The following is a 21,915-nucleotide window of genomic DNA, read 5'->3' as shown; positions in this document are numbered from 1 at the left end:
TACTGAATAGAACCTATGCACAGCGAAGGCCTCGGCGCAGTTCAACTGAACTGCGCCGAGGCCTTCGCCCATTCAGTATGCTGAGTGAGACGTGTCACTCAACCACCGAAGCAGGTACACCATGACGAACTGGCGCATCCGCGATCTTCAGGCCACCGATCTCGACGGGTTCCTTCAGCTCTGGGAGGGATACGCCGCCTCCGGCGTGGAGCCGGTCTATTCGCTGAACGAGGTACTCGCCTCCACCCGCGCCGACACCGCCGTGGTGGCCACCGCCGGCGACGACGTGGTCGGAGCAGCCGTCGCCCGTGCCGCCCACGATCAGGCCTGGGTGGTGTTCATTGCGGTGGCACCGTCATGGAGACGCCGCGGCATCAGTGGCGCTTTGTTGGGGGCTCTCGAACGTCGTCTGGCGTCTCAGGGAATCTCACAGATGACGATCCTCGTCCCGGACGGAGAGGAACACGTAGGTTCGCTGCGGCAGGCCGGTTTCGTCGACAAACGACACCTGCGCTATTTCGAGCGAGCTATTCCGATTCGTCAGGAACAGGTGCTCGTGCTGCGGGAGCTGGGCGGTCGCGTGCTCGATCGCAACCGCTGGGACAGTATCGGCGGGATGCAAAAGGAGAAGCAGACACTCGAGCGTCGGCTGGTGCTGCCCTTGTCTGATCCGGAGCTCGCCGAGGAGTTCGGGGTAGTGCCGCCGCGGGCCATCGTACTGTTCGGCCCTCCCGGCACCGGCAAGACGACCTTTGCGAAAGGCATCGCCTCACGCCTCGAATGGCCGTTTGTCGAGGTGTTCCCCTCGCGGCTGGCAGCATCGCCGAAGGGTCTTGCAGGAGAGTTACGCGAAACTTTCGAGAAGATCGACGAGCTTGACCACGCAGTGGTATTCATCGACGAGGTGGAGGAGATCGCGGTACGCCGCGGCGGCGAACCACCATCACCGATGCAGGGCGTGACGAACGAACTGCTGAAGATCATCCCCAATTTCCGTGAGAAGCCGGGGCGGCTGCTCATCTGCGCCACCAACTTCATCCGTGCCCTGGACCCTGCTTTCCTGCGGCACGGTCGCTTCGACTACGTGATCCCGATCGGCCTGCCAGATGAGGAGGCGCGGGACGCCATCTGGCGTGGCTTCGTGCCCGAACGGTCCAAAGAACTAGTCGACTACACCGCGCTCGTCGCGGCAACCGAGGGTTTCTCCCCCGCCGACATCGAGTTCGCTTCACGCAGTGCCGCACAGACCGCTTTTGAACGCGCAGTGGCTGAGGGCGGCGAGGCACTGGCCGGCGGGCCAACCCAAGCGGATTTCGAAGCGGCGATCCATCAGACGCGCACCACGGTCTCAGCCGAGGTTGCTGCGGAATTCTCCGAGGACATCACGACCCTGGCCCGTCTCTAGGACACGTTTCCCCAAAAGTCCCGTAGCATGCTGAAGGCCCCTGAGCAGTGTTTCCACTGCTCAGGGGCCTTCTCTCGTTGCGGGGGCAAGATTTGAACTTGCGACCTCCGGGTTATGAGCCCGGCGAGCTACCGAACTGCTCCACCCCGCGGCGACTCATATGACTATACGCGTCTACCGGGTGGAACTCAAATCGGCGTGTTTACCCGCCGTTGTGAGTTCGGTCGCCTTCTGATCGCCTATTCGTCTCCGCCCTCCTCGGCAGCACCATCGGCTGCCTCGTCACCGGCGTCGTCGGCGCCTTCAGCGTCAGGGTCGCCGCCCTGCAGAGCCGTATCGGCGTCCAGTGCACGCTGCAACGCGTCGTCGAGAGCAGCCTGCGCTTCTCCGTAGGCCGACCAATCGTTGTTGGCCAGTGCCTCTTCGCTGCGCTGGATCGCCTCGTTGGCATCCGTGAGTGCCTCGGAGAGCTGTTCCTGTTCATTGAGCTGCTCCGGCGGCTGGGCGTCGCCGCCCACGTCTTCGCCAGTGGTAGCTCCGTCGTCGATATCGGCACCGGAGTCACCGCCGAAGACTTGGTCGAGCGCATCCGGCAGGGTGTCGGCGAAGCCGACTTGATCGCCGAAGGCCACCAGTACCTTACGCAGGGTCGGGTAGGAGGTCGTGCCGGTCGACTGCACGTAGACGGGCTGAACGTAGAGAATGCCGTCCGCCACCGGCAGTGTGATCATGTTGCCGTTGATCACATCCGATGCGCCCTGACGCAACAGGTTCAGCTCCCGCGACACGGTGTCATTCGAGTCGAAGTTCGCCTGTGCCTGGCCGGGGCCCGGCGTCGTCGTCTGGCGCGGCAGCTCGAGCAGCTGCAGGTTGCCGTAGCCCTCGGCTTTCTCGCCGTCGACCCCGGTACCTGCGTCGCCGTTGGCAGCCAGGAAGCCGTAGAGCACGTTGCGCTGCTGCGCGCTCTCCGTGATCTGCGGGATGAAGGTCGAGGTGAGCTGGAAGTTCGGCTCATCCTTGCCCGGCATCTGCAGAGTCATGTAGTACGGCGGCTGCTTCACGTTCGAGTCCGACTGGGTCGGGTCCGTGGGAACAGACCAGGCATCGTTGTTCTCGTAGAAGTCGTCCGGGTTCGTGACGTGGTAGCGGCCGAGCAGCTCGCGCTGGACCTTGAACATGTCCTCCGGGTACCGCACGTGCTCCATCAACTCGGCCGACATCTCCGAGTAAGGGTGCAGAGAGGTGTCGTAGACCTGCTGCCAAGCCTGCAGCAGCGGATCCTCGTCATCCCAAGCGTAGAGCTCCACGGAACCGTCGTAGGCATCCACGGTGGCCTTGACCGAGTTGCGGATGTAGTTGACCTGACCGGTCAGGTTCATGGCCGCGTTCGTGTTCAAGGCATCCATGGTCGCGGAATCCAGCTGTGACTGGGTGGAGTACGGGAATGCATCCGAGGTGGTGTATCCATCGACGATCCACTTCACTCGGCCATCGACGATCGCCGGATAGGAGTTGGAATCGACCTCGAGGTAAGGCGCCACCTTCTGGACGCGCTCCACCGGGTTGCGATCGTAGAGGATCTGTGACTCGCTGTTCACGTCCTGGGAGAGCACCAGCTCGGTGGAGCCGAACTTGATGGCGAAGGCGAGCTGGTTGAACAGGTTGCCCACGGAAGGACCCCCCTCGCCGGTGAAGGTGTAGGTGGTGTCCTGCTCGGAGTCCGCATCCTGCGGACGGTCGCGCTCCTTGTCCGGCTGGCCCTCTTCCTTGCCGACCACTGAGTACTGTGGCGAGTTCATGCCGAAGTAGATCCGCGGCTCGTATTCCTCTTCTGAGGTCAGCGGACCCGAGGAAGGAATACCCGAGAGCAGGAAGGACGGGCGGCCGCCGGCGGCAACCTCCGAGGCATCCGCAGCGACCACACCGTAACCGTGGGTGTAGGTGATGTGCTGGTTCACCCACGAGGAGTTCGGATCGACGTTGACCTCACGCACCGAGATCACGGTGTCCTGGGTCTCGTCCTCGATCTCATAGCGATCGACGTGCAGCGTCTCCGGGAAGGAGTAGTACGGACGGAACTGCTGCAGCTGACCGAAGGTCCGCGACAGCAGGTTCGGGTCCATCAGGCGAATGTTGGCGGTGGACGAGCCCACACCGCGCATGGCACCTGCTTCGGCTTCCGTTTCACCGGCGTAGTTGGTGTATTCCATGTCCGAAAGACCATAGGCCTCGCGCGTGAACTCGATATTGCGCTCGATGTAGTCGCGCTCCAGGGTGCGCTCGGTCGGAGTCACCTGGTACTGCTGAATCAGGTACGGGTAGGCCACGCCCGCCACCAGGGAGGCAATGATCAGCGATGCCACACCGATGATGGCGAAGCGCCAGCGACCGGTAATCAAGGTGACCACGAGCAGGCCGACCACGAGGATGGTCGCCACGGCGAGAATGGTCGAAGTCGGAATCACGGCGTTGACGTCCGTGTACATCGCACCGGCCCAGTTCCCGGTTTGGTCTTGTAGCGTCCGGTACCGATCCAGCCAGAAGTTCGCGCCCTGCAACAGGATGAACACGCCGGCGAAGATGATCAGGTGGGTGCGAGCAGCCTTCTCCACCGAGATGCCACCTCGCTCCTCAATACGGATGCCGCCGTAGAGGTAGTGCACCAGCAGCCCGGCGATACCGGAGACCAGCGTGACCGAAATCAGGTAGGCCACCACGGTGCCCAGGAACGGCAGGGTGGCCATGAAGAACGACAGGTCCATGCCGAACTCGGGGTCTTCCAACCCGTAGGGCACCTGGTTGAAGAACAGCAACACGTCCTGCCAACCGTTCATGGCAGCCGAACCGGCAAAGAAGCCCAACAGCACCGGAATACCGATGAACACCAGTCGGCGAACCGGCTCCAGCTGACGCTGGTACTGCTGCAGGGTGTCCCGGGTCTGACCGCCCAGGTTCTTCGGACGGGCACGCCAAGCCAACCACATCGACAGCCAGGTGACCGCGGCCATCAGCACGCCGCCGATGACGAACAGGGTTCCTCGGGTGAAGTGCTCAGTCCAGAACACCTCGGAGTATCCGAGCTGGTTGAACCACAGCACCTCGGTGTACACCATGGAGAACAGCACAAACAGGGCCACCAGTGCAGCGAGCACGATGATCGTCAAGATCAGCGCCGAGGGGCGACGCCGCTGGCCTCCCTGGCTCTGGCCGGTTCCGCCACTGTTGTTGCCGCCGTTGCCCCCGGACGGGCGCTGGGGGCCGTTGCCCTGCCCACCCCCGGGACTGTTGTTCTCCGGTCCGGCACCGAAGATGCCGCCGAATCCTTGTCCAAAACTCACGTGTTGTTCCTCATCCGCAGGGCTGGGAGCCCGACTGTTCTTGCTGTCACTGTGTCACCGTCATTTCGTGGTGCGGCTGATCCTCTTTGTTCAGCCGCAGGTGGTCTGTAATTCGGGTTCGGGTGGTTCGCCTCGGCCGGCAGCCTCAACGATGGAGCGGGCGCTATCGAGGTCTTCGACCGAGTACACCGTGATGCCTTCGGGCACCTGCGAGGTGAGCTCCTCACAGTTCTCAGCGGGTGCCAGGAAAATTTCTGCGCCTTCGGCCTGCGCCCCGTGCACTTTCTGCACGATGCCGCCGATGGGGCCCACGGTGCCGTCCGGGTCAATGGTGCCGGTACCGGCGACGTGGACCCCGCCGGTCATGGAACCAGGGGTCAGCAGATCGATCGTGCCAAGGGCAAACATCATGCCCGCGCTGGGACCACCGATGTCTTCCAACACGATGTCGACCTCGAACGGGAACTCGAAGGACGAGTCCAGGTAAATGCCAAGCAACCAGGTGTCATCCGGTCCTTCAAAGACCGGCACTTCGATGTCTTGTCGCTGACCATCGCGTTCGATACTCAGGGTTACTGGTTCGCCCTCGGATGCATTGAGAACGTTTTTTAGCCCTTCGAGGCCGGTGATTTCTTCGCCGTTGGCGGCGAGAAGTTGGTCCTCTGGTTCCAGCACGCCTTCGGCTTGGGTCTCGGCCGCGAATCCTGTGACGAAAAGTTCCTGACGATAGTCGATATCCAGGTTCTCCAGTGCTGCAGCGACGGCCCACTCTTGTGAAGTCGACATGGCCACGGAGTTCTGCTCTTGAACCTGATCCGACGTGGTTCCGGAGGGGTACACCAGCTCCGAGGGGATCACTGCACGAGAATCGTCGACCCAGGAGGCCAATACCGACATGGCGGAGGTGGCTCCAGTGGGCGGGCCTTGCACGCGCACCGTCGTCAGATCCAGGTTCCCTTCGGCCGGGTAAGTTTCCGCGCCGTCGATGGTGATGACCTCATCTTCGCCGACCGCGCCGATGGTGTTGAAGGTTGGACCCGGGGATTCCACAATGTAGGGGGTCGGCAGGATGACGGCGGCCAGGGTGATCAGCATGGCGATGAATCCGGCAATGGTGCCGATGCGGGCGGTGTTTTTCGGCGCACGAGACGTCGGAGCACTCGGGTGCTGTGGCTGTGAAGCCGATGCAGAGTCGCTCACCGCTACTCACGCCTTCCCTGGCAGGATTCGCCGATACCGTCCTGCTAGATCAGCAGGTAGCCGTTCAAGTCTACGAGATACGCGGATGTGGTTTCCACTGACGGCGAAACGTGGAGTGTGTGCCATGAGCGAACCGATTCACGAAACCTGTGACGGGGTGCAGCCGAATCGCTAGGCTGAAGAACATGACAACACCGCCCGATGGACCCGGCACTGGCAGCACTCCCCAAGGAGGCGAGCCGGAAGACCCGCTCGCCGAGATGATGCGCCGCATGTTCGGCGGCAACGCGCCTGACCCGGAGGAGGTGCGCCGTGCCATGGAGCAGTTGGGCGGCGGCGTCGGCGGGAACATGCCGTTTGACCCGTCGATGATGAACCCGGAAATGATGCAGCAGATGATGCAGCAGTTCCAGTCGATGATGAGCCAGTCCCCTAACGATGGTCCCGTGAACTGGACCCTGGCCCGCCAGGCGGCTCGACAGGCCGCCGCCGGTCAGGACCCCACCGTGGGCACGTTCGCCACCCGCGAGGTGGATGACGCATTGCGTTTGGCCGAGCTCTGGCTGGATCAGGCGTGTGAGTTGGAGCAGACCGGCTTCCCGTCGGTAGCGTGGTCGCGTGCCGAGTGGGTAGAACACACCATGGAGCGGTGGCGGTCCATGACCGAGCCGGTGGCGATCTCTCTGTCAGAGGCGATGAGCCGGGCGATGAAGGATCAGCTTCCGGGCCAGCTACCCGAAGAAGTCTCCGGGATGGTCGGGAATCTGCAGCCGATGTTGGAGAACATGGGCGGGACCATGTTCGGCCTCCAGCTCGGCGCCGCGATCGGCGAGTTGTCCCAGGAGGTGCTTTCCGGCACTGACACCGGCTTCCCGGTGGCCGGGCACCGGTTGGCGCTGTTGCCAGTTAACGTTGAAGAATTTGGCGACGGGCTGCAGGTGCCCGCCGAACAGATCCGCATCTATCTGGCGCTACGCGAGGCCGCCCGCATGCGGTTGTTCGCGCATTCGCCGTGGTTGGAGCGCGACCTATTCGCCGCAGTGCAGCAGTATGCCACCGGGCTGAGCATTGATATGTCCAGCATCGAAGAAGCGGTGCAGTCGGTGGATCCCACCGACCCGGAATCGATGCAGCAGGTGTTCTCGGGCAACATGTTCGTCCCGGAGCCCACCGGCACCCAGAAGGCAGCCCTGGATCAGCTGGAAACCACGCTCGCCCTGGTCGAAGGCTGGGTGGACGTGGTGGTGACTCGGGCGGCGGCCCCGCTGGAGTCGGCCACGGCACTGCGCGAGACCATCAACCGCCGTCGTGCCACCGGTGGACCCGCCGAGCATGCTTTCGGTTCCCTCGTTGGTTTGGACCTGCGCCCGCGCCGGCTGCGCGAAGCCGCGGAATTGTGGCAGGTTATCGAAGAGGCCAAGGGCCGGGAGTACCGTGACGGGGTCTGGCAGAGCCCGGACCTGCTACCCACGGCAGAAGACCTGAACGACCCGCAGGGTTATGTGACCCGCCGTGAGGCCCGCCAGGCCGAGAGCGACAAGCTCGATGACGAGCTGAAGAAGCTGCTCGACGGCGGTTATGACGACCAGAGCTGATCCTGCCCCTGATCCTGATCTTCCTCAGCGTCGTCGTTCAGTGAGGCAATGCCACCGTATTCGGCCGCGCCGTCCAGTGTCAGTTCGGTCGCGAAGGTGACGCCCTCCAGGAACGCCATCGCCTCGGCCAGCTGTGGGTATTGGCTAGCGAAGGCTTGAAACTCGGGGCCGTGGTTCGGGTACTTCAGGTGGGCTAGCTCGTGGATAAGGACCCCGTCCTGCACCCACTGGGGCATCCGCTTCAGTTTGGCGGAAATCCTGATGCGCCCCGTGGCCGAGCTGCACGACCCCCACCTGTTCACCTGGCGGGTGGACCAGACCACCTCGGTGGGTTCCACGCTGCCGCCCAACCAGGTGGCCGACAGCTGCCGGGCCCGCAGATGGAGCTCCGGGTCAGAATCATGACGGGCCTCCACACGTCGCTGCATTTTGGTGACCATCCGCTCCACGGATGCGGTGACTTGAGCCCTACTCAGCCGCATTGGCACGGAGATCTCGATCATCCCTTCACGCCACCGGGCTGAAATGTTTCGGGTGCGCCGGGAAGATCGAATGACCCGGACCGGTTGGGACCCCACGGTCACCACTTCCGACGTTCTGATGGTTTTTCCTGCCATGGTTCCATTCTGCCGTTCCGCCGGCGGTCTGCCTGCCACTGCATTCTCAACCTGTGGATTCCAGGCCGTCGCCACCGCGTCTGTGGATAACCGACGTCGTGATGAGAGCTGCTCTGCCAGGGTTAAATGACTCACAGTCACCCTCGAACGGCAAGGAACCACGATGCGGATCAACCCCGGGCTGAGCCTGATCATCACCGACGCCGATCCGCGTGCCGGGCGCCCGCTGAGTGTGCGCATCGGCACCGGCGGGCGCCATGCACAGATCCTCGACCCCGGACCCGAGGTGCTGCGCTTTATCCGGATGCTGCGGGAGGGGGTGGTGGACGGTGCCGAAATTCGGGCAGGCCAGCGATGCGGGCTCAATGCCACCCTGGTGCACCAGTTGCTCGCCGAACTCGTAGACGTGTTGGTATCCACACCGACGTCGATACCGCAGATCGAGGAGACTCCCCTACCGCCCAGCTATGACGCTGACTTCCATGTGGGGTACGCGAGTCTGCAGGCCACCGAGTATCTGGCCCATCAGGGCGATGGGGACAGCATCCTGTTAGCACCACGGGCCCCCTCCGCGGTGCTAGAGCAACGGCGCACCGCCTCCATCCAGGTGGTCGGGCTGGGGCGCACCGGGGCCGCACTGACCCATATTCTGGCCCACGCCGGGGTGGGCCAGTTGCTGCTGTGGGATTCCGAGCAGGTGAGTTACGGAGACACCGGGCCCACGCACCAGGCGGCCGATGTGGGCCGGTTGCGCTCGGTGGCGGTGGCCCGGCGGTTGCAGCCGGAGTTCCCGCATCAGACGATTTTTCCCAGTGCGCATCCGATTCGTCCGGCGCTGGCCGGCACCCTGACGGTGGTGATCGCTCACGGTGGGATCACACCCACGATTCTGGCGGAGGCACGGGCGGCGGAACATCCATTGCTGCCGGTGGTGGTGCGCGATGACGACGTGCTGGTGGGCCCGTGGAGCTTACCGGGAGCCTCGCCGTGCCCGCTGTGTTTCGCCCCGTTGCGCGAGGCCGGTACCACCGCCCAGTCCGGTGAGTCGTTCGCGGTGTCGGCTGCGGCCGCCGGACTGGGAGCCCAGGCGGTACTGAACCGTATCGACGGATCGGGCTGGGGTGCACCCGGGGTGGCGCCGGGGGTGGTGGTGCGCTTAGATGCCGCCACGGCCGCGGTGCAGACCTTGGAGGTGGCCCCCGCTCCGCACTGCGCCTGTGCTCAGGTCATCAGCGCGAGTACGTCGTCGCCGTAACGCTCCACTTTGGTTTTCCCTACACCGGGGATGCGCAGTAGGTCGGTGGGCGAGCTCGGGTTCGACTCGGCGATGGCGATGAGAGTGGCGTCGGTGAACACCACGAAGGCGGGCACCTTGTCGCGCGAGGCAATGGAGCTGCGCCAGTCCTTCAGGGCGGTCAATGTCTGCTCCTCGTACTGGGGCGGACAGTTCTCGCACCGGCCGATCTTCCGCTCCGCACCGGTGTCCAGCACGGTGCCGCAACCGCGACAGGTCATGGTCGCTTTGCGTGCCCGCTGGCGGCTACGCGTCGGGCGCTCCGCGGATCCGGCGACCGTGCGGGCTTGCGGGGTCAGCGACTGGAGGAACCGGGAGGGTCGGCGCCCGCCGCGGCGCTGCGAGGAACGTGCCTGCGGCCATGACAGGTAGAGCCGGTGCCGGGCACGGGTGATGCCCACATAGAGCAGTCGGCGCTCCTCGTCGATCTCAGCCTGTTCGGTGGCGAAGCTGATGGGCATCAGCCCCTCGGTGAGTCCGGCAAGAAAGACGGCGTCCCATTCCAGACCCTTGGCCGAGTGCAACGAAGCCAGTGTGACACCCTGCATGGTGGGGGCGTGTTGGTTGGCGGCGCGCTCGTCCAATTCGGCGACCAGTTCGGTGACGGTGAAGTCCTCGCCCCGGGTGCGGCTGAGCTGGGCGGCCAGCTCGACCAGGGCGTTGAGCGATTCCCATCGTTCGCGGGCCGCCCCGGTGGTCTGCGGCGCGTTCTCGGAAAACCCCAGAGAACCCAGCACGTCTTTGACCCGGCCCACCACCGCATCGCCGGAGACATCATCGGCCGAACGGGCCGCGGCGCGCAGCTGGAGGATGCCGTCGCGCACCTCGCGACGGGAGAAGAACCGCTCCGCTCCACGCAGTTGGTAGCTCAGCCCGTGAGCGGTGAGGGCTTGTTCAAATGCAGCGGACTGGGAGTTGGTGCGGAAGAGCACCGCGATCTCGGCCGGTTCCACCGTGGGTTTTCCGTCCTGTCCAGGGGCGATGAGCTGGGTGATGCGCTCCGCCACCCATTCGGCCTCGGCTTCCTCGTCAGCGCATTCGGCGAACTCGGGTTCCGGCCCGGCCTCGCGCTGCGAGATCAGCTCCAGCGGTTCCGGCCAGCGCGGTAAGGCCTCAGTCACGCGTGCCTTCCCGGAAATCTGCCGTTCCAGCTGGCGTTGCTGCTGGACCGTACGCTCGGAGAGCAACTTGTTCGCCAGATCCACAATCTGGGGTGAGGAACGGTAGTCCCGCACCAATTTGATCATCTCGGCCTGTGGGTAGCGGGAGCGAAAATCGAGCAAAAACTCGGAGGTGGCCCCGGTGAAGGAGTAGATGGTCTGCGAGGCGTCCCCCACCACGCACAGGTCATCGCGTCCGCCGAGCCATGCCTCTAGCAGGCGCTGCTGCAGCGGGGAGACGTCCTGATATTCGTCGACGACGAAAGTGCGGTATTGGTCGCGGATGGTGGCGGCGATGCGCGGCTCTGAGTCCAGGATGCCCAGCAGGATCAGCAGCACGTCTTCGAAGTCGATCAGCCCGCGGTCGGTTTTCACGTCCTCGTAGGAGACGAAAAGCCGGGTCACTGAGGTGACGTCCCAGCCGGTGGGCATTTCTCGATCGGCAGCAGCTGCTTGATACGTATCGGGGGTGAGCATAGAGACCTTCGCCCATTCGATCTCCCCGGCCAAGTCGCGCACGGTGGCCCGATCGGTGGAGAGCCGCAGTCGCCGGGCCGCCTCGATGATGAGCTGGATTTTGTTCTCCACCAACTGGGGCACCGGTCCGCCGATGGCGTCGCCCCAGAAGTACTGCAGCTGGCGCAGCGCGGCAGCGTGAAAGGTGCGCGCCTGCACCCCGTGCACGCCCAAGTCGCGGAGTCGGGAACGCATTTCGGCCGCGGCGCGGGCGGTGAAAGTGACAGCCAGGGTGCGGTGCGGATCATAAACACCGGTCTTCACCCCGTAGGCAATGCGGTGGGTGATGGCCCGGGTTTTACCGGTGCCGGCGCCGGCCAGAATGCAGACAGGGCCCTTCAGTGCGGTCGCCGCTTGGCGCTGTTCGGCGTCGAGTCCCGCCAGAATGTCCTCAGTCACGGTGATGCTTCAGTGTCCTCTCGTGGTGGTGCGCTCAGTTCTGCAGGGTGCGCGGCTCGGGAAGAGAACCACCGTACCAGTGCTCCAACAGCGCCCGGGCGATCGAGCTGGCCCCGGGGATCATGACGTCGCCGCGCTCGACCTGCTCGCGCAGCTCATCGCGGGTAAACCATCGGACGGTGAGTACCTCTTCGCCGTCGGAGACGGCCTCTTCGGGGGCGTCGGTGCGGGCAGTGAAGCCCAGCATCAGCGACTGTGGGAACGGCCAGGGCTGGGATCCGAGGTAGCGCGGGGAATGCACGCGCAGGTGCGATTCCTCGTAGATTTCGCGCTTCACCGCTGCTTCCAGGGATTCGCCCGGTTCGACGAAACCAGCCAGGGTAGAGAACCGGGTGGGACCCCACTGAGCGTTGTTGCCAAGCAGGATCCGGTCGTCAGGATCGGTGATGGCGACAATGATTGCCGGGTCGGTGCGCGGGAAGTGCTCCGAGTTGTCTTGCGGGCAGACGCGGACCCATCCGGAGGTGGTGATCCGGGTGGCTGCTCCACAGCGGGGGCAGAAACCGTTGCGGGCGTGCCAGTTGGCCACCGCGACAGCTTCGACGAAGATGCCGGCGTCGCGTGAGGACAGGGCGGCGGCGACGTCGCGCACGCCCACCCAGGCGATTTTTTCGGCGTCGATGGGTGTGCCAGCCACCTCGGGGCGGTCCAGGATGGGGGCCGGGCCTGAAGAATCGGCGATGAGCAGCACCAGCTCCGCTGCACTGTTTCCACCGGTACTGCCGTTGCGGTGTTCCAGGGAGCGTCCCAAGTACACGCTGGTTTCGTGACGATCGGCCGGCGCCAGGTCATCGTCGGGCACTGGGCACAGCACCAACTGTCCGTTGTACACCGGTGCCAGTCCCCCGTGCAGCCAGAGCACCCGGGTCTCGGGGCGGGACCAGATGCTGGGCAGCCAGGACTCTTGGGCGCGCACCTCACAGCCACGGTCGACGTCCTCACGGGCCAGGGGCAATCGTCCCAGGGGCGGAAAGCTCTCGGTGCGGTGCGTCGTCATGATTCCACCGTACTCCCTGCGCCTCCAGCGCACCTCAAGCGAGCATGCGGGCTGTGTACATTTTCGGACTCGCCGAGCCCGACCGGCTCGGCACCGTGTGGATGTCGCTACGGTTAAGCCTGTGAATCGATCGCCCATGGAACTCGCCGCATTGGCCAGCGCAGCCGTGCCCGGGCTGTCTCCCGTTTCGGTGGCAGCCGCACCGGATAGCGCCCGGGACTTCGACTCTGCGGTCGTCACGGATCGTGAGGATCAGCGCTGGCGCATCCGCTCGCCGAAGCATGAGAAAGCCGCGTTCCGGCTCGAGACCGAGCTGCAGGTGCTCTCCGGTTTCACCCCGGCGATCCGTGCGAAACTGCCGTTCCGCGCCCCCTCGGTGGCAGGTGCGGTGCAGCTGGATGGGTTGCGCACCTTCGTGTATCACAACATGCCCGGGTCGGAGATCGGTCTCGACGGGCTGGTAGCCGCTTCTGAGCCACTACCCCAGGACATCGGCCGCGTCACGGCCGCGATTCATCAACTCTCCGATGCGGTCGTGGAAGCAGCGAATCTTCCCGTCTACACCGCCGATGAGTTCCGCTCGCGCCGGTTGAATGAGCTCGACCAGGCGGCCCTCACGGGTGCGATCCCCAGTGTGCTGTTGCGCCGCTGGGAGGCCGCACTGGAGGAGACGTCGCTGTGGAATTTCCAGCCGCGGGTGGTGCACGGTGACCTGCATGAGGACAATCTGTTGGTGGAACGCGGTCGCGTGGTGGGCGTGACCGGCTGGACGGACCTGCATTGGGGAGACCCCGCCACCGATTTCGCATGGTTGGCCTCGGTGGAGGAACCGGCTTTCGTGGAGAAGATCATCGAGTCGTACCGCTCGCACATGAAGGGCGGAACAGACGAGAATCTGATGCGCCGGGCCTCGCTGGCCGCGGAGTTCGCGTTGGCTCAGTGGATGGTGCAGGGTATCTCCACCCACGATGAGCAAATCCAGGGTGAAGCAGCAACCCTGCTCGAGGAGCTGGCCGAGGATGTGCGCGACCACGGTGGTCAGGATATTGGAGTCGCTTCCCGCCCGGCTACAACTCCCGTACCCGAACCAGAACCCACTCCGGACCCGGAGTCCGAAGCCCCCGACACGGAGAAGGAGCCGGACGACGCTCCCAAGGTTGCCCTCGTCGAGGACGCTCCAGAAGAATCAGAAGTATCTGAAGAGCCTGAAGAACCTGCAGACGAAGACGTCACCGAGGAAGACGACGATGGCGCCGTCATCACGGACTCCGGTGCCCGACCCGCGGATGAACCAGAGCAGCCCGCCGAGCCCGACGATGCGGTGAGTCTGGAGACCGCACCTATCCCGCTGGAGCAGCTGCGCGCGATGCACCAGCGTCGGGACGACGAGGAGCACGACTCCCGGGAATCCTGAGACTCTGTAACGGGACCTAGGCGTTCGGCGACACAGCGGTTCCGGCACCTCGGCGTCTGATCATCGGGATCGTGATCTCTGCGCCAGCGTGCTCCGCGCCAACCGCGGGCACCTGTTTGCCACACGGCAGCGTGCTCACCGAGGTGTCTGGTGTTTGCGCGACACCGAGGGCTGCCTGGTGTGCTACGCGGTGAGCCTTGAGCCGATCGCGCAGTTGCCGAGCATTGTCGGTGCCGACGATCTCGAATCCGCCGTCGACGATCATGTCGAGATCTTCTTCAGCGGCCTGCCCTTCCGAGGTGAGGTAGTCACCGAGAAACAGCGAGTTGGCGACATGCAACGACATCGGTTGCAGGGAGCGCAGGTGCATTTCGCGGCCACCAGCGATGCGGAGTTCCCGGTCCGGGCACAGAAATCGCACCGCGCACAGGATCCGAAGGCAGTGCTGCGGAGTCAGCGTGTAGGTGCCCTCCAGTGGGGTGCCGTCGAAGGGGATCAGGAAGTTGACCGGAATCGAGTCCGAGTCCACCTGCCGCAGGGATTCGATCGCCTCAATGATCTGTTCATTGGTTTCGCCCATGCCGACGATGAGACCCGAGCAGGGTGACAGACCTGCTGCGCGTGCCTGGTCGACGGTGTCGACGCGGTCGGCGAACGTGTGTGTCGAGCAGATATCGGAGTAATGGGATTCAGCGGTGTTGAGGTTGTGGTTGTACGCATCCACCCCCGCTTCTTTCAGGCGATGCGCCTGGCCTTCTTTCAAGAAGCCGAGGCACGCGCAGACCTCCACCGACGGAGTGGCCGCCTTGATCTCCTCAACCATCCCCGACACCCGCTCGACGTCACGATTCGAGGGCCCGCGTCCGGAGGCAACGAGGCAGACGCGGGAGGCACCTCCCGCCAGACCGAATTCTGCCTGGCGCTTGGCCTCATCGCGCGGTAGCCACGGGTACTTGAGGATCTCTGCTTCCGACCCCAGCCGCTGCGAGCAATAGCTGCAGTCCTCCGGACACAGCCCTGATTTGAGATTCACCAGATAGTTGATCTTGACCAGGTTGCCAAAGTGGGCACGGCGCAACCTGGCCGCGGCCGCGACCACGGCGGTCAGGTCTTCATCCGGAGACGACAGGATCTCCAGGGCATCAGAAGCGGTTGCGGGGTTCCCGGCAAGCACCTGTCCTGCGAGGGAGTAATAACGGTCCATTCCGTCATTATTGAACACTGTTCAGGAAATGAAAAGGCCCTACGCCAGCGCCTCAGCGAGGATCCGTTCCAGTTCGGCCTCATCCGCCAGGTGGTGCGGGGTTCGTTCCACGCCGTGGGCGATGTAGACGAAGCGTCCGGTGATGTTCTCCAGCGGAATGTGGTGTAGCCGCGACCAGGCTAGTCGGTACACGGCGAGCTGGAGCCCCTTGAGCTGCAGGTCGTCTTCGGTGCGCGGTACTTGTCCGGTTTTCCAATCCACCAGTTCCCATTGCGCGTCCGGGTCAAACTCCTGGGAGGGGTCTCCCCCGGTGCGAAAGATCGCGTCCACGCGGCCGCGCAGGGTGATCCCGCCGACTGTGGTTTCCACGGCGGCCTCTACCAGCGCCGGTGGGGTGTCGGCCCAGCGGGTGGCTTTGAATTTTTCGCGCAGGTCGGTGACCCCGAGTGCTGCGTCAACGTCGTCGTCGACCGCCAGGTGGGGATCTTCAAAGTCCAGCATGCCGGTGACGCCGGGGCGGATGGTGGCGTAGTGCTCCTCGATCCATGAGTGGAACACGGTGCCGGCGCGGGCTGCGGGTTTGGGCTGGCGCGGCATGGGGCGGCGCAGCTGGCGGGCCACCGCGGTGGGATCGTCGGCGAGTTCCACGAAGGTGGAGGTGCTCACGTGCGAGGGCAGCACGATGGAGGTGTCTGCAGGTCGACCGCGCTGGGCGTGACGGCGGTCCAGCACCCAGCTGACCCGCTGGGCCAGGTCGGGTGTGCTGATCATGCTCAGGTCGGCCTCGGCATCCCGTACTCGTTGGGCGGCGGCTTCCAGTCCGGCACGGCGGGGCCGCAGGCGCGAGGGCATGTCCGTGGCGCCGTCGGTGGAGAGGTTCGCGGAGTCCTGCAGGTTCAGCACGGTGGGTCCGTCGAGCGGATCGTAGGGCCACACGGCAGCGAGGGTGCGTTCGGCGGTGGGGTTCGATTCGCCGATCTCTTCTTCGGTGGCCCAGGTGCCCACGGTGACGGCGGGGTGGTCCTGCATTTCGGTCAAGAATACCGAGGGCTCCGCCTGGGTTTTGGCGGTGCCCTTCCAAGCGGCACCAGAGATCCAGAGCAGGTCCTTGGCTCGGGTGTAGGCCACGTACGCCAGTCGGCGTTCCTCGGTAGCGACGTGGGCGTCGACCGCCATGGTGAAGTCGGGTCCGTGTTCTTCAACCTGTTTCTCAGAGCGTCCGAGGGCAGCTTCGGCCCAGTCGTTGAGGGTGTCCCAGCCGTCCCGGCGCCACTGCGGGAGGCTGGCGGCGTCGCCGCGCAGATCCCAGGGCAGGGAGCCTTGGGTTTCTTTGGTCCAGAGGTCTTTCTTTTCGGACGGGAAGGTCTTCCGGGCGAGCCCGGGGACCACCACGACGTCCCATTCCAATCCTTTGGAGGCGTGGGCAGTGAGCAGCTGGACCGCGTCCGCGGTGGGTTCGGCGGGGACGGCGTTGAGTCCGTCCTCTTCTTCTTCGGCGACGTCGAGCCACGTAAGGAAGGCGAGCAGTTCGTCACCGGCGGTGGGGTCGGCGCTGGCTGCGAAGCTTTCGGCGGCTTCGATGAAGGCGTCGAGGTTGCGGCGAGCAGTGGGCATGGTGCTGCCGGGGTGCGAGAGAACCTCTTGGCCGAGCCCGGTGGAGCGCTCGACGTAGCGGATCAGCTCCGGCAGCGGCAGGTGCAGCTGGGTAGAGAGCCGGGTGATCTCGGTGCCCAGTTGGGTGAGGCGGCGGTGGCCTTCTACGCTGAAATGCCGCCCAGACGGTGACGTCCAGTTCGCTGGCGGCAGGCTGAGAAGGGCTTCGATGAGGGAGGAGGAGTCGACATCCTCGGGGGCTTGTTCGCGCTGGGCGCCGGGGCGGCTTCGGGCGAGCCCGCGGGCGTGCTCCTGAAGCACCCAGATGTCAGCCGGGCCGATACGCCAGCGCGCGTTGGTGATGACGCGCATGAGGGAGTCCGAGCGGGTGGGGTCGGCGAGCACGTTGAGCAGGGCGTTCAGTTCGATCACTTCGGGGGTGCGCAGCAGGCCGGAGAGCCCGATGATTTCGTAGGGCACGCCGGCGGCGTCGAGTGCTTCGGCAATCGGGGTGAACTGAGACCGGGCACGGCACAGCACCGCCCCGGTGCGTCCGGAGTCGGCGGGGAGTTGCTCGGCGAACATTTCGGCGATGCGGGCGGCTTCCGTGGCGGTGTCGGTGAACCAGTGGGCCACGATCTCGCCCGCGGGCGCCCCAAGGCGTGGTTTCAGCTCGGCGATCTGCTGGGTGGTGCCAGCGGAGCGCAGGGGGGCGGCGATGGCGTTGGCGCCGTCGAGGATGTGCTCGGCGTTGCGCCAGGCGGTGGTGAGTTGGGCGGTGGCGGCCGGGTGGCGGGCGCCGTCGTCGTCGAGGGTGGGGAACCGTTCGGGGAAGCTGAACAGCTGGCCGGCGGAGGCACCACGGAAACCGTAGATCGACTGGTTAGGGTCGCCCACCGCGGTGACCGGGTGGCCGATTCCTGCGCCGGAGGAGGAGCCGAAAAGCCCGGAGAAGAGTTCCATTTGGGCGTGGGAGGTGTCTTGGAATTCGTCGAGGAGCACCACCTTGTAGCGTTGGCGCTCCACGATGCCGACCTCGGGAATCTCGGAGGCGATGCGGGCGGCATGGGCCACGAGGTCGCCGTAGTCCATCACGGATTCGGCGCGTTTGAGGTCGCTGTAGGCGGTGACCATGTCGGCCAGCACGGTGCGCATCTGGATCATCTCGACGATGCCCCGGGTTTTGGCGTTGCCGCGGCCTCGTTTCAGTGGCAGCGCGTCGGCTTCGGCTTGCAGTCCGGCCAAGTATTCCTTCACCCGTTCGGGGGCGACGAGGTGTTCGGCGCAGTCACCGGCGAGTTGGCGCAGCCGTTTGACCAGGGTGGCGGCGCGGGCGCTGGTAAAGCTGAGGTCGCCGTGGAATTCACGGACCACGCGGGAGGCGAGCTGGAAGGACTGGGCCTCCCCGATCAGCCGGGCATCGGGTTCGACCCCGATGCGTAGCCCGTGGTCGGCGACCAGGGCGTTGGCGTAGGAGTGGTAGGTGGACACGCTGGCTCGGCCGATATCGGCGGGGTCCAAGGGGACGTCAAGTTGTTCGTCGGCGGCGAGGCGGGCGATGGCGGCATTGATGCGCTGAGCCAGTTCGCCAGCAGCTTTGCGGGTGAAGGTGACGCCGAGGATCTCTTCGGGACGGACGAATCCGTTAGCCACCAGCCACACCACCCGGTCTGTCATGGTGTGGGTTTTGCCGGAGCCGGCCCCGGCCACGACGAGTAGTGGTTCCGGGCCGGATTCGATGATGCGCTGCTGCTCGTCGGTGGGATAGTGCCGCTCGTCGGCGGGGCGTTGGGCTTGGAGGGCGTCCACCAGGTCGCGGGCGGAGTAGCGGACCGTGCCCCAGGTGCTCATCGGTTCCATACGGTGATCTGCTTCCCTTCATCGCACAGCGGGCAAAGGGCGCCGAGGCGGCACTCTTTGCCGGGACGGTGGACGGCCAGGTAGGTGGGCCCGGCGACCAATCCAGCGGCCTGGACGAGTTGGTTTTCGGCCCAGGTGTCGTCGTCGGTAACGGCGGCCTGTTCCTGGATTTTCAGGTTTTTGGTGGTGCTGCCCAGCTGCACGAGAGCTGCTCCGGCGGGCCGGCGGCGGTGCGGGAGGTCCATGTCGACGTCGTCGTCGAGCCCGGTGAGGGCTTGCGAGCGCAGCATGGTCTGGTAGACGCCGAGCTGCGGCAGCTGTTCCAGTTCCTTCGCGGTGGGGGGATTGGTGCCGGTCTTGAGGTCCACCACGTAAGAGCGCCCGTCGGCGGTGGCTTCGAGGCGGTCGATGGAGCCGCGGAGGACGAGGTGGACGTCGCCGATCCTCTCATCAACGGTGACTCGTTGCTCGGTGGCGACGAGGGTGCGCCCTTGCTGGCGCATGTCGCGCACGTAGTCGGCAAAGAAGCCGAGCATGCTCTCGCAGCGGACTCGCAGCTGGTCGGCCTCCCACCCGGGGTCGAGCCCGAGGGAAGCGAAGCGGGCGTCGAGGGCGTTGATCAGTTCGTCCAGGGTTCCTGCGGGGTGGTCTTCGGCGATGGAGTGGATCAGGGTGCCCAGGGACATGGCCAGGGTGGAGCCGCCACGCCCGCCGACCTGTTGGATGAACCACTGCAGTGGTGAGTTCAGTGCCGTTTCGACGGTGGAGGGTGAGAGGTGGATGGCGTCGTCATCCTCGACGGCGCCGGGCCCTTGGACGGGTTGTTCGGTGCTCAGCGGTGCCAGCCCCCACCAGGAGTCGGGGTCGGCGCCGGACACGGATTGTTGGGCCAGCACAGCCGCTGCGGTGGCGGCGTCATTGAGCTCCGAGTCACCACCGGTTTCGAGGGTGCGGCGCAGGCTGGCAACCAAGGCGGCTTCGGTGAGCGGGTCGGCCACCTTGGTGAGTTCCCGAGCGGCGGTGGGGTCGTTCCAGGGGCTGACCACGTCGAGGAAGGGGCTGGGCTGGGCGTCTTCGGAGTTCACCGCGATGCCGATGAGCCGGTGCCGGGCCCGGCTGAGGGCTGCGCAGAAGGTGCGCATCTCGTCGGCGCGGACCTCGGCCAGCTGGTCGGTGTAGGTGGTCTGCCCAGAGCGCCCGGTGACCATATCGACCAGGTGCTGGGTGTGGAGCAGTTGGCCGCGCAGCCGGGTATTGGGCCAGACGCCGTCTTGGACACCAGCGAGGATGACCACGTCCCATTCTTGCCCCGCGGCCGAGGAGGGAGTGAGCACGGTGACGGATTCGGCGTGGACGGCACGGGTGCTCAGCGAGTCCATGGGGAGTTGCTGTTGTTCGAGGTACTCCACAAACCCGTGGGCGCTGCGGCCGGGAAACTGGTCCACGTAGCGTTCGGCGGCTTCGAAGAGCGCGACGACGGCGTCGAGGTCACGGTCGGCACGGCGGGAGGCGACGGCGTCGGCGCCCAGGGCGTCGGCTTCCCAGCGGGCGGCGACTTCGGTGCGCACGGCGTCCCAGGCGGCCCAGAGCACGGTTTCGGCGGTGGATTCCGGCTGACCGGCAGCGCGTGCGGCGGCGGTCAGCATGCGGGCGATGCGGTGGGCACCGCGGGCGTAGTCGGGTACTGACCACGCGGGATTGAGCGCGAGCAGGTCGTGGAAGCTTTCGGGGTCGGTGAGCAGCTGGGACAGCAGGGCCGAGGAGTTGCGGTGGTCTTCGCGATCGCGGGCGACGGCGAGCAGCCGCTGCCGCAGCCGGCGCAGGTGCAGGGCGGAGGAGCCTCCGTAGCGGCCCGAGATCAGCCAGCCGGCATGGGGTTGGATCTCCTCGGCCCGCTCGGCGTTGGGTTCGGTGAGTTCGACGAGGCGCAGCAGCGGGGTGACGGCAGGTTCGCGGTTGAGCACGGTGTCGGCCATGGTGCGCCGCACGGGCACGCCTTCGGATTCCAGGAAGCGGCCGATCTCGGCGACGGCGGAGCCGGTGCGGGCGAGCACCGCGATCCGGGACAGCGGCACCTGCTCCCGGTGGTGCACATCCAGCACCTGTTGCAGGATCAGCAGGCGCTGTTGCAGTTCGGTGGCCACCCAGTGCACATCGGTCTCGGAGCATCGTTCAGCAGTGTGGATCGGCACGGCGAGGCCACGGTAGTCGGGCAGCCCCGGCACCGCCGGCAGCCGACGCGCCGCCCGCGCCCACGCTTCGTGTACGTCCGGGCGCATCCGGTAACCGGTGCGCAGTCGATGAATTCTCTCATCGCGCTGTTCTGCTGATAGTTCCCCGCTGATCAGCGCCTGCGGGTACTCCCCCACCAACTGGGGGCGGGCACCACGGAAGCCTTCCACCGTGACGTCGGGATCGGCGGTGAGCACGGCGTCACGGTCGGTGGCCACCCGAAGGATCAGCTGATGGACCGCCGGGGTGACGTTCTGCAGGTCGTCGACGACGATGACTCCCAGGCGCGCCCGTTCCTGCTCGGCGAATTCAGGATGCTCGTCCCAGAGCCGGCACGCGGAGGTGATCAGTCCGGCCGGGTCAAAAGCGTCGGCGCGGCCCAGGTCCAGCACGTCACGGTAGTCCTGCAGCAGTCGGGCCGCGGCCACCCATTCTTCGCGGTGCTGTTCTACCCCGAGGTCGCGCAGCCGCCCCGGGTCCACCCCGTATTCGCTGGTGCGGTCGATCAGCTCGCGCACCTCCCGGCGGAACCCGTCGAGACCCACGGCAGCACGCAGCGAATCCGGCCACTCGGGGCTGAAGTCCGGTTCGGCCCGGTACCCCTCGATCAGCTCGGCGATCACCCGGTCTTGCTCGGCACCCGAGAGCAACCGCGGCGACTGATTCAGGTGCGGCAGAAACCCGTCGGCCCGCATCCGGCGCAGCAGATCAAACGCATACGAAGCATAGCTACGCACCGGGGAACCGCCCCGCGTGCCCAGCCCTTCGTGGGTGAGCCGTGCGGTGAGCCGATCCCGCAACCGGTCCGCACCCTGGCGGGACCCGGTGAGCATCAGCACCTCGTCCCCGCGGCGAATCCGTTCCACGGCGTACTCTAGTGCCACCGTGGTGCGCCCGGTGCCCGGGGCCCCCAGCACCAGGGTGGGGCCATGGCCGGGCGCCAGCTCAACCACACCGCGCTGCTCGGCGTCCAGCTCCGGGCGCGGCGCGCTCGACTCCGTCGTCGTGAGACTCAAGGGAACGTCCGTCAT

The 21,915-nt window shown here is 65.6% G+C and carries 12 protein-coding genes and 1 tRNA gene; 4 read left to right on the top strand and 9 right to left on the bottom strand.

The features are described from left to right. The first annotated feature begins 121 nt into the window (after positions 1–121). Positions 122–1,405 carry an ATP-binding protein gene (locus O1A05_RS09070; protein WP_270104894.1) on the top strand — a complete coding sequence of 428 codons (1,284 nt, stop codon included), beginning with the start codon at positions 122–124 and terminating at the stop codon, positions 1,403–1,405. A 77-nt stretch (positions 1,406–1,482) separates the two neighbouring features. On the opposite strand, the gene O1A05_RS09065 is transcribed toward O1A05_RS09070, so the two are convergent. The 3 genes from O1A05_RS09065 to O1A05_RS09055 all read right to left on the bottom strand — a co-directional run bounded on the left by O1A05_RS09065 (position 1,483) and on the right by O1A05_RS09055 (position 5,943). Next, a tRNA-Met gene (locus O1A05_RS09065) sits at positions 1,483–1,556 on the bottom strand. Between the two features lie 88 nt (positions 1,557–1,644). Next, the gene (locus tag O1A05_RS09060) at positions 1,645–4,743 is read right to left on the bottom strand and encodes a UPF0182 family membrane protein (protein ID WP_442867621.1); all 3,099 of its coding nucleotides are present in this window, start codon (positions 4,741–4,743) and stop codon (positions 1,645–1,647) included. Between the two features lie 90 nt (positions 4,744–4,833). Then, positions 4,834–5,943, bottom strand: a complete 1,110-nt coding sequence (locus O1A05_RS09055) for a YlbL family protein (protein WP_270104893.1) — start codon at positions 5,941–5,943, stop codon at positions 4,834–4,836. Between the two features lie 185 nt (positions 5,944–6,128). Here O1A05_RS09055 and O1A05_RS09050 point away from each other — a divergent pair, with 185 nt between their 5' ends. Beyond that, the gene (locus tag O1A05_RS09050; RefSeq protein ID WP_270104892.1) at positions 6,129–7,538 is read left to right on the top strand and encodes a zinc-dependent metalloprotease; all 1,410 of its coding nucleotides are present in this window, start codon (positions 6,129–6,131) and stop codon (positions 7,536–7,538) included. Here the strand turns inward: O1A05_RS09050 and O1A05_RS09045 are convergent. Then, positions 7,520–8,155, bottom strand: a complete 636-nt coding sequence (locus O1A05_RS09045) for a M48 family metallopeptidase (RefSeq protein WP_270104891.1) — start codon at positions 8,153–8,155, stop codon at positions 7,520–7,522. The genes O1A05_RS09050 and O1A05_RS09045 overlap by 19 nt on opposite strands. Positions 8,156–8,318: 163 nt before the next feature. Between O1A05_RS09045 and O1A05_RS09040 the strand changes: the two genes are divergently transcribed. Continuing rightward, positions 8,319–9,410, top strand: coding sequence for a ThiF family adenylyltransferase (locus O1A05_RS09040; RefSeq protein ID WP_270104890.1), 1,092 nt, complete (start codon positions 8,319–8,321; stop codon positions 9,408–9,410). Here the strand turns inward: O1A05_RS09040 and O1A05_RS09035 are convergent. Together O1A05_RS09035 and nudC are read right to left on the bottom strand one after the other, a co-directional pair. Beyond that, positions 9,377–11,530, bottom strand: coding sequence for an ATP-dependent DNA helicase UvrD2 (locus tag O1A05_RS09035; RefSeq protein WP_270107540.1), 2,154 nt, complete (start codon positions 11,528–11,530; stop codon positions 9,377–9,379). The two genes, O1A05_RS09040 and O1A05_RS09035, sit on opposite strands and share 34 nt — an antisense overlap. 28 nt (positions 11,531–11,558) lie before the next feature. Beyond that, positions 11,559–12,581, bottom strand: a complete 1,023-nt coding sequence (nudC, locus tag O1A05_RS09030) for an NAD(+) diphosphatase (protein ID WP_270104889.1) — start codon at positions 12,579–12,581, stop codon at positions 11,559–11,561. A gap of 121 nt (positions 12,582–12,702) precedes the next feature. Between nudC and O1A05_RS09025 the strand changes: the two genes are divergently transcribed. Next, the gene (locus O1A05_RS09025; protein ID WP_270104888.1) at positions 12,703–13,995 is read left to right on the top strand and encodes a phosphotransferase; all 1,293 of its coding nucleotides are present in this window, start codon (positions 12,703–12,705) and stop codon (positions 13,993–13,995) included. Positions 13,996–14,011: 16 nt separating this feature from the next. Here the strand turns inward: O1A05_RS09025 and bioB are convergent, their stop codons facing one another. The 3 genes from bioB to O1A05_RS09010 are packed head-to-tail and all read right to left on the bottom strand — an operon-like array spanning position 14,012 to position 21,915. Then, a complete protein-coding gene (gene bioB, locus O1A05_RS09020; RefSeq protein ID WP_270104887.1) occupies positions 14,012–15,199 on the bottom strand; it encodes a biotin synthase BioB in 1,188 nt (395 codons plus the stop codon). A gap of 39 nt (positions 15,200–15,238) precedes the next feature. Beyond that, positions 15,239–18,643 carry an ATP-dependent DNA helicase gene (locus O1A05_RS09015; protein ID WP_270104886.1) on the bottom strand — a complete coding sequence of 1,135 codons (3,405 nt, stop codon included), beginning with the start codon at positions 18,641–18,643 and terminating at the stop codon, positions 15,239–15,241. After that, positions 18,640–21,915, bottom strand: coding sequence for an ATP-dependent helicase (locus tag O1A05_RS09010; RefSeq protein ID WP_270104885.1), 3,276 nt, complete (start codon positions 21,913–21,915; stop codon positions 18,640–18,642). The genes O1A05_RS09015 and O1A05_RS09010 overlap by 4 nt, the downstream gene beginning before the upstream one ends.

It is taken from the genome of Citricoccus sp. NR2, assembly GCF_027594385.1.
GTDB lineage: Bacteria > Actinomycetota > Actinomycetes > Actinomycetales > Micrococcaceae > CmP2.
Note: the sequence above shows the minus strand (reverse complement) of the source record. Positions and strands in the feature narration are given on the sequence as shown.

Coding starts and splice junctions, on each gene's coding strand:
- O1A05_RS09070 (WP_270104894.1), top strand. CDS start 122: ATGACGAACTGGCGCATCCGCGATCTTCAGGCCACCGATCTCGACGGG.
- O1A05_RS09050 (WP_270104892.1), top strand. CDS start 6,129: ATGACAACACCGCCCGATGGACCCGGCACTGGCAGCACTCCCCAAGGA.
- O1A05_RS09045 (WP_270104891.1), bottom strand. CDS start 8,155: ATGGCAGGAAAAACCATCAGAACGTCGGAAGTGGTGACCGTGGGGTCC.
- O1A05_RS09040 (WP_270104890.1), top strand. CDS start 8,319: ATGCGGATCAACCCCGGGCTGAGCCTGATCATCACCGACGCCGATCCG.
- nudC (WP_270104889.1), bottom strand. CDS start 12,581: ATGACGACGCACCGCACCGAGAGCTTTCCGCCCCTGGGACGATTGCCC.
- bioB (WP_270104887.1), bottom strand. CDS start 15,199: ATGGACCGTTATTACTCCCTCGCAGGACAGGTGCTTGCCGGGAACCCC.
- O1A05_RS09015 (WP_270104886.1), bottom strand. CDS start 18,643: ATGAGCACCTGGGGCACGGTCCGCTACTCCGCCCGCGACCTGGTGGAC.
- O1A05_RS09010 (WP_270104885.1), bottom strand. CDS start 21,915: ATGACGGACGTTCCCTTGAGTCTCACGACGACGGAGTCGAGCGCGCCG.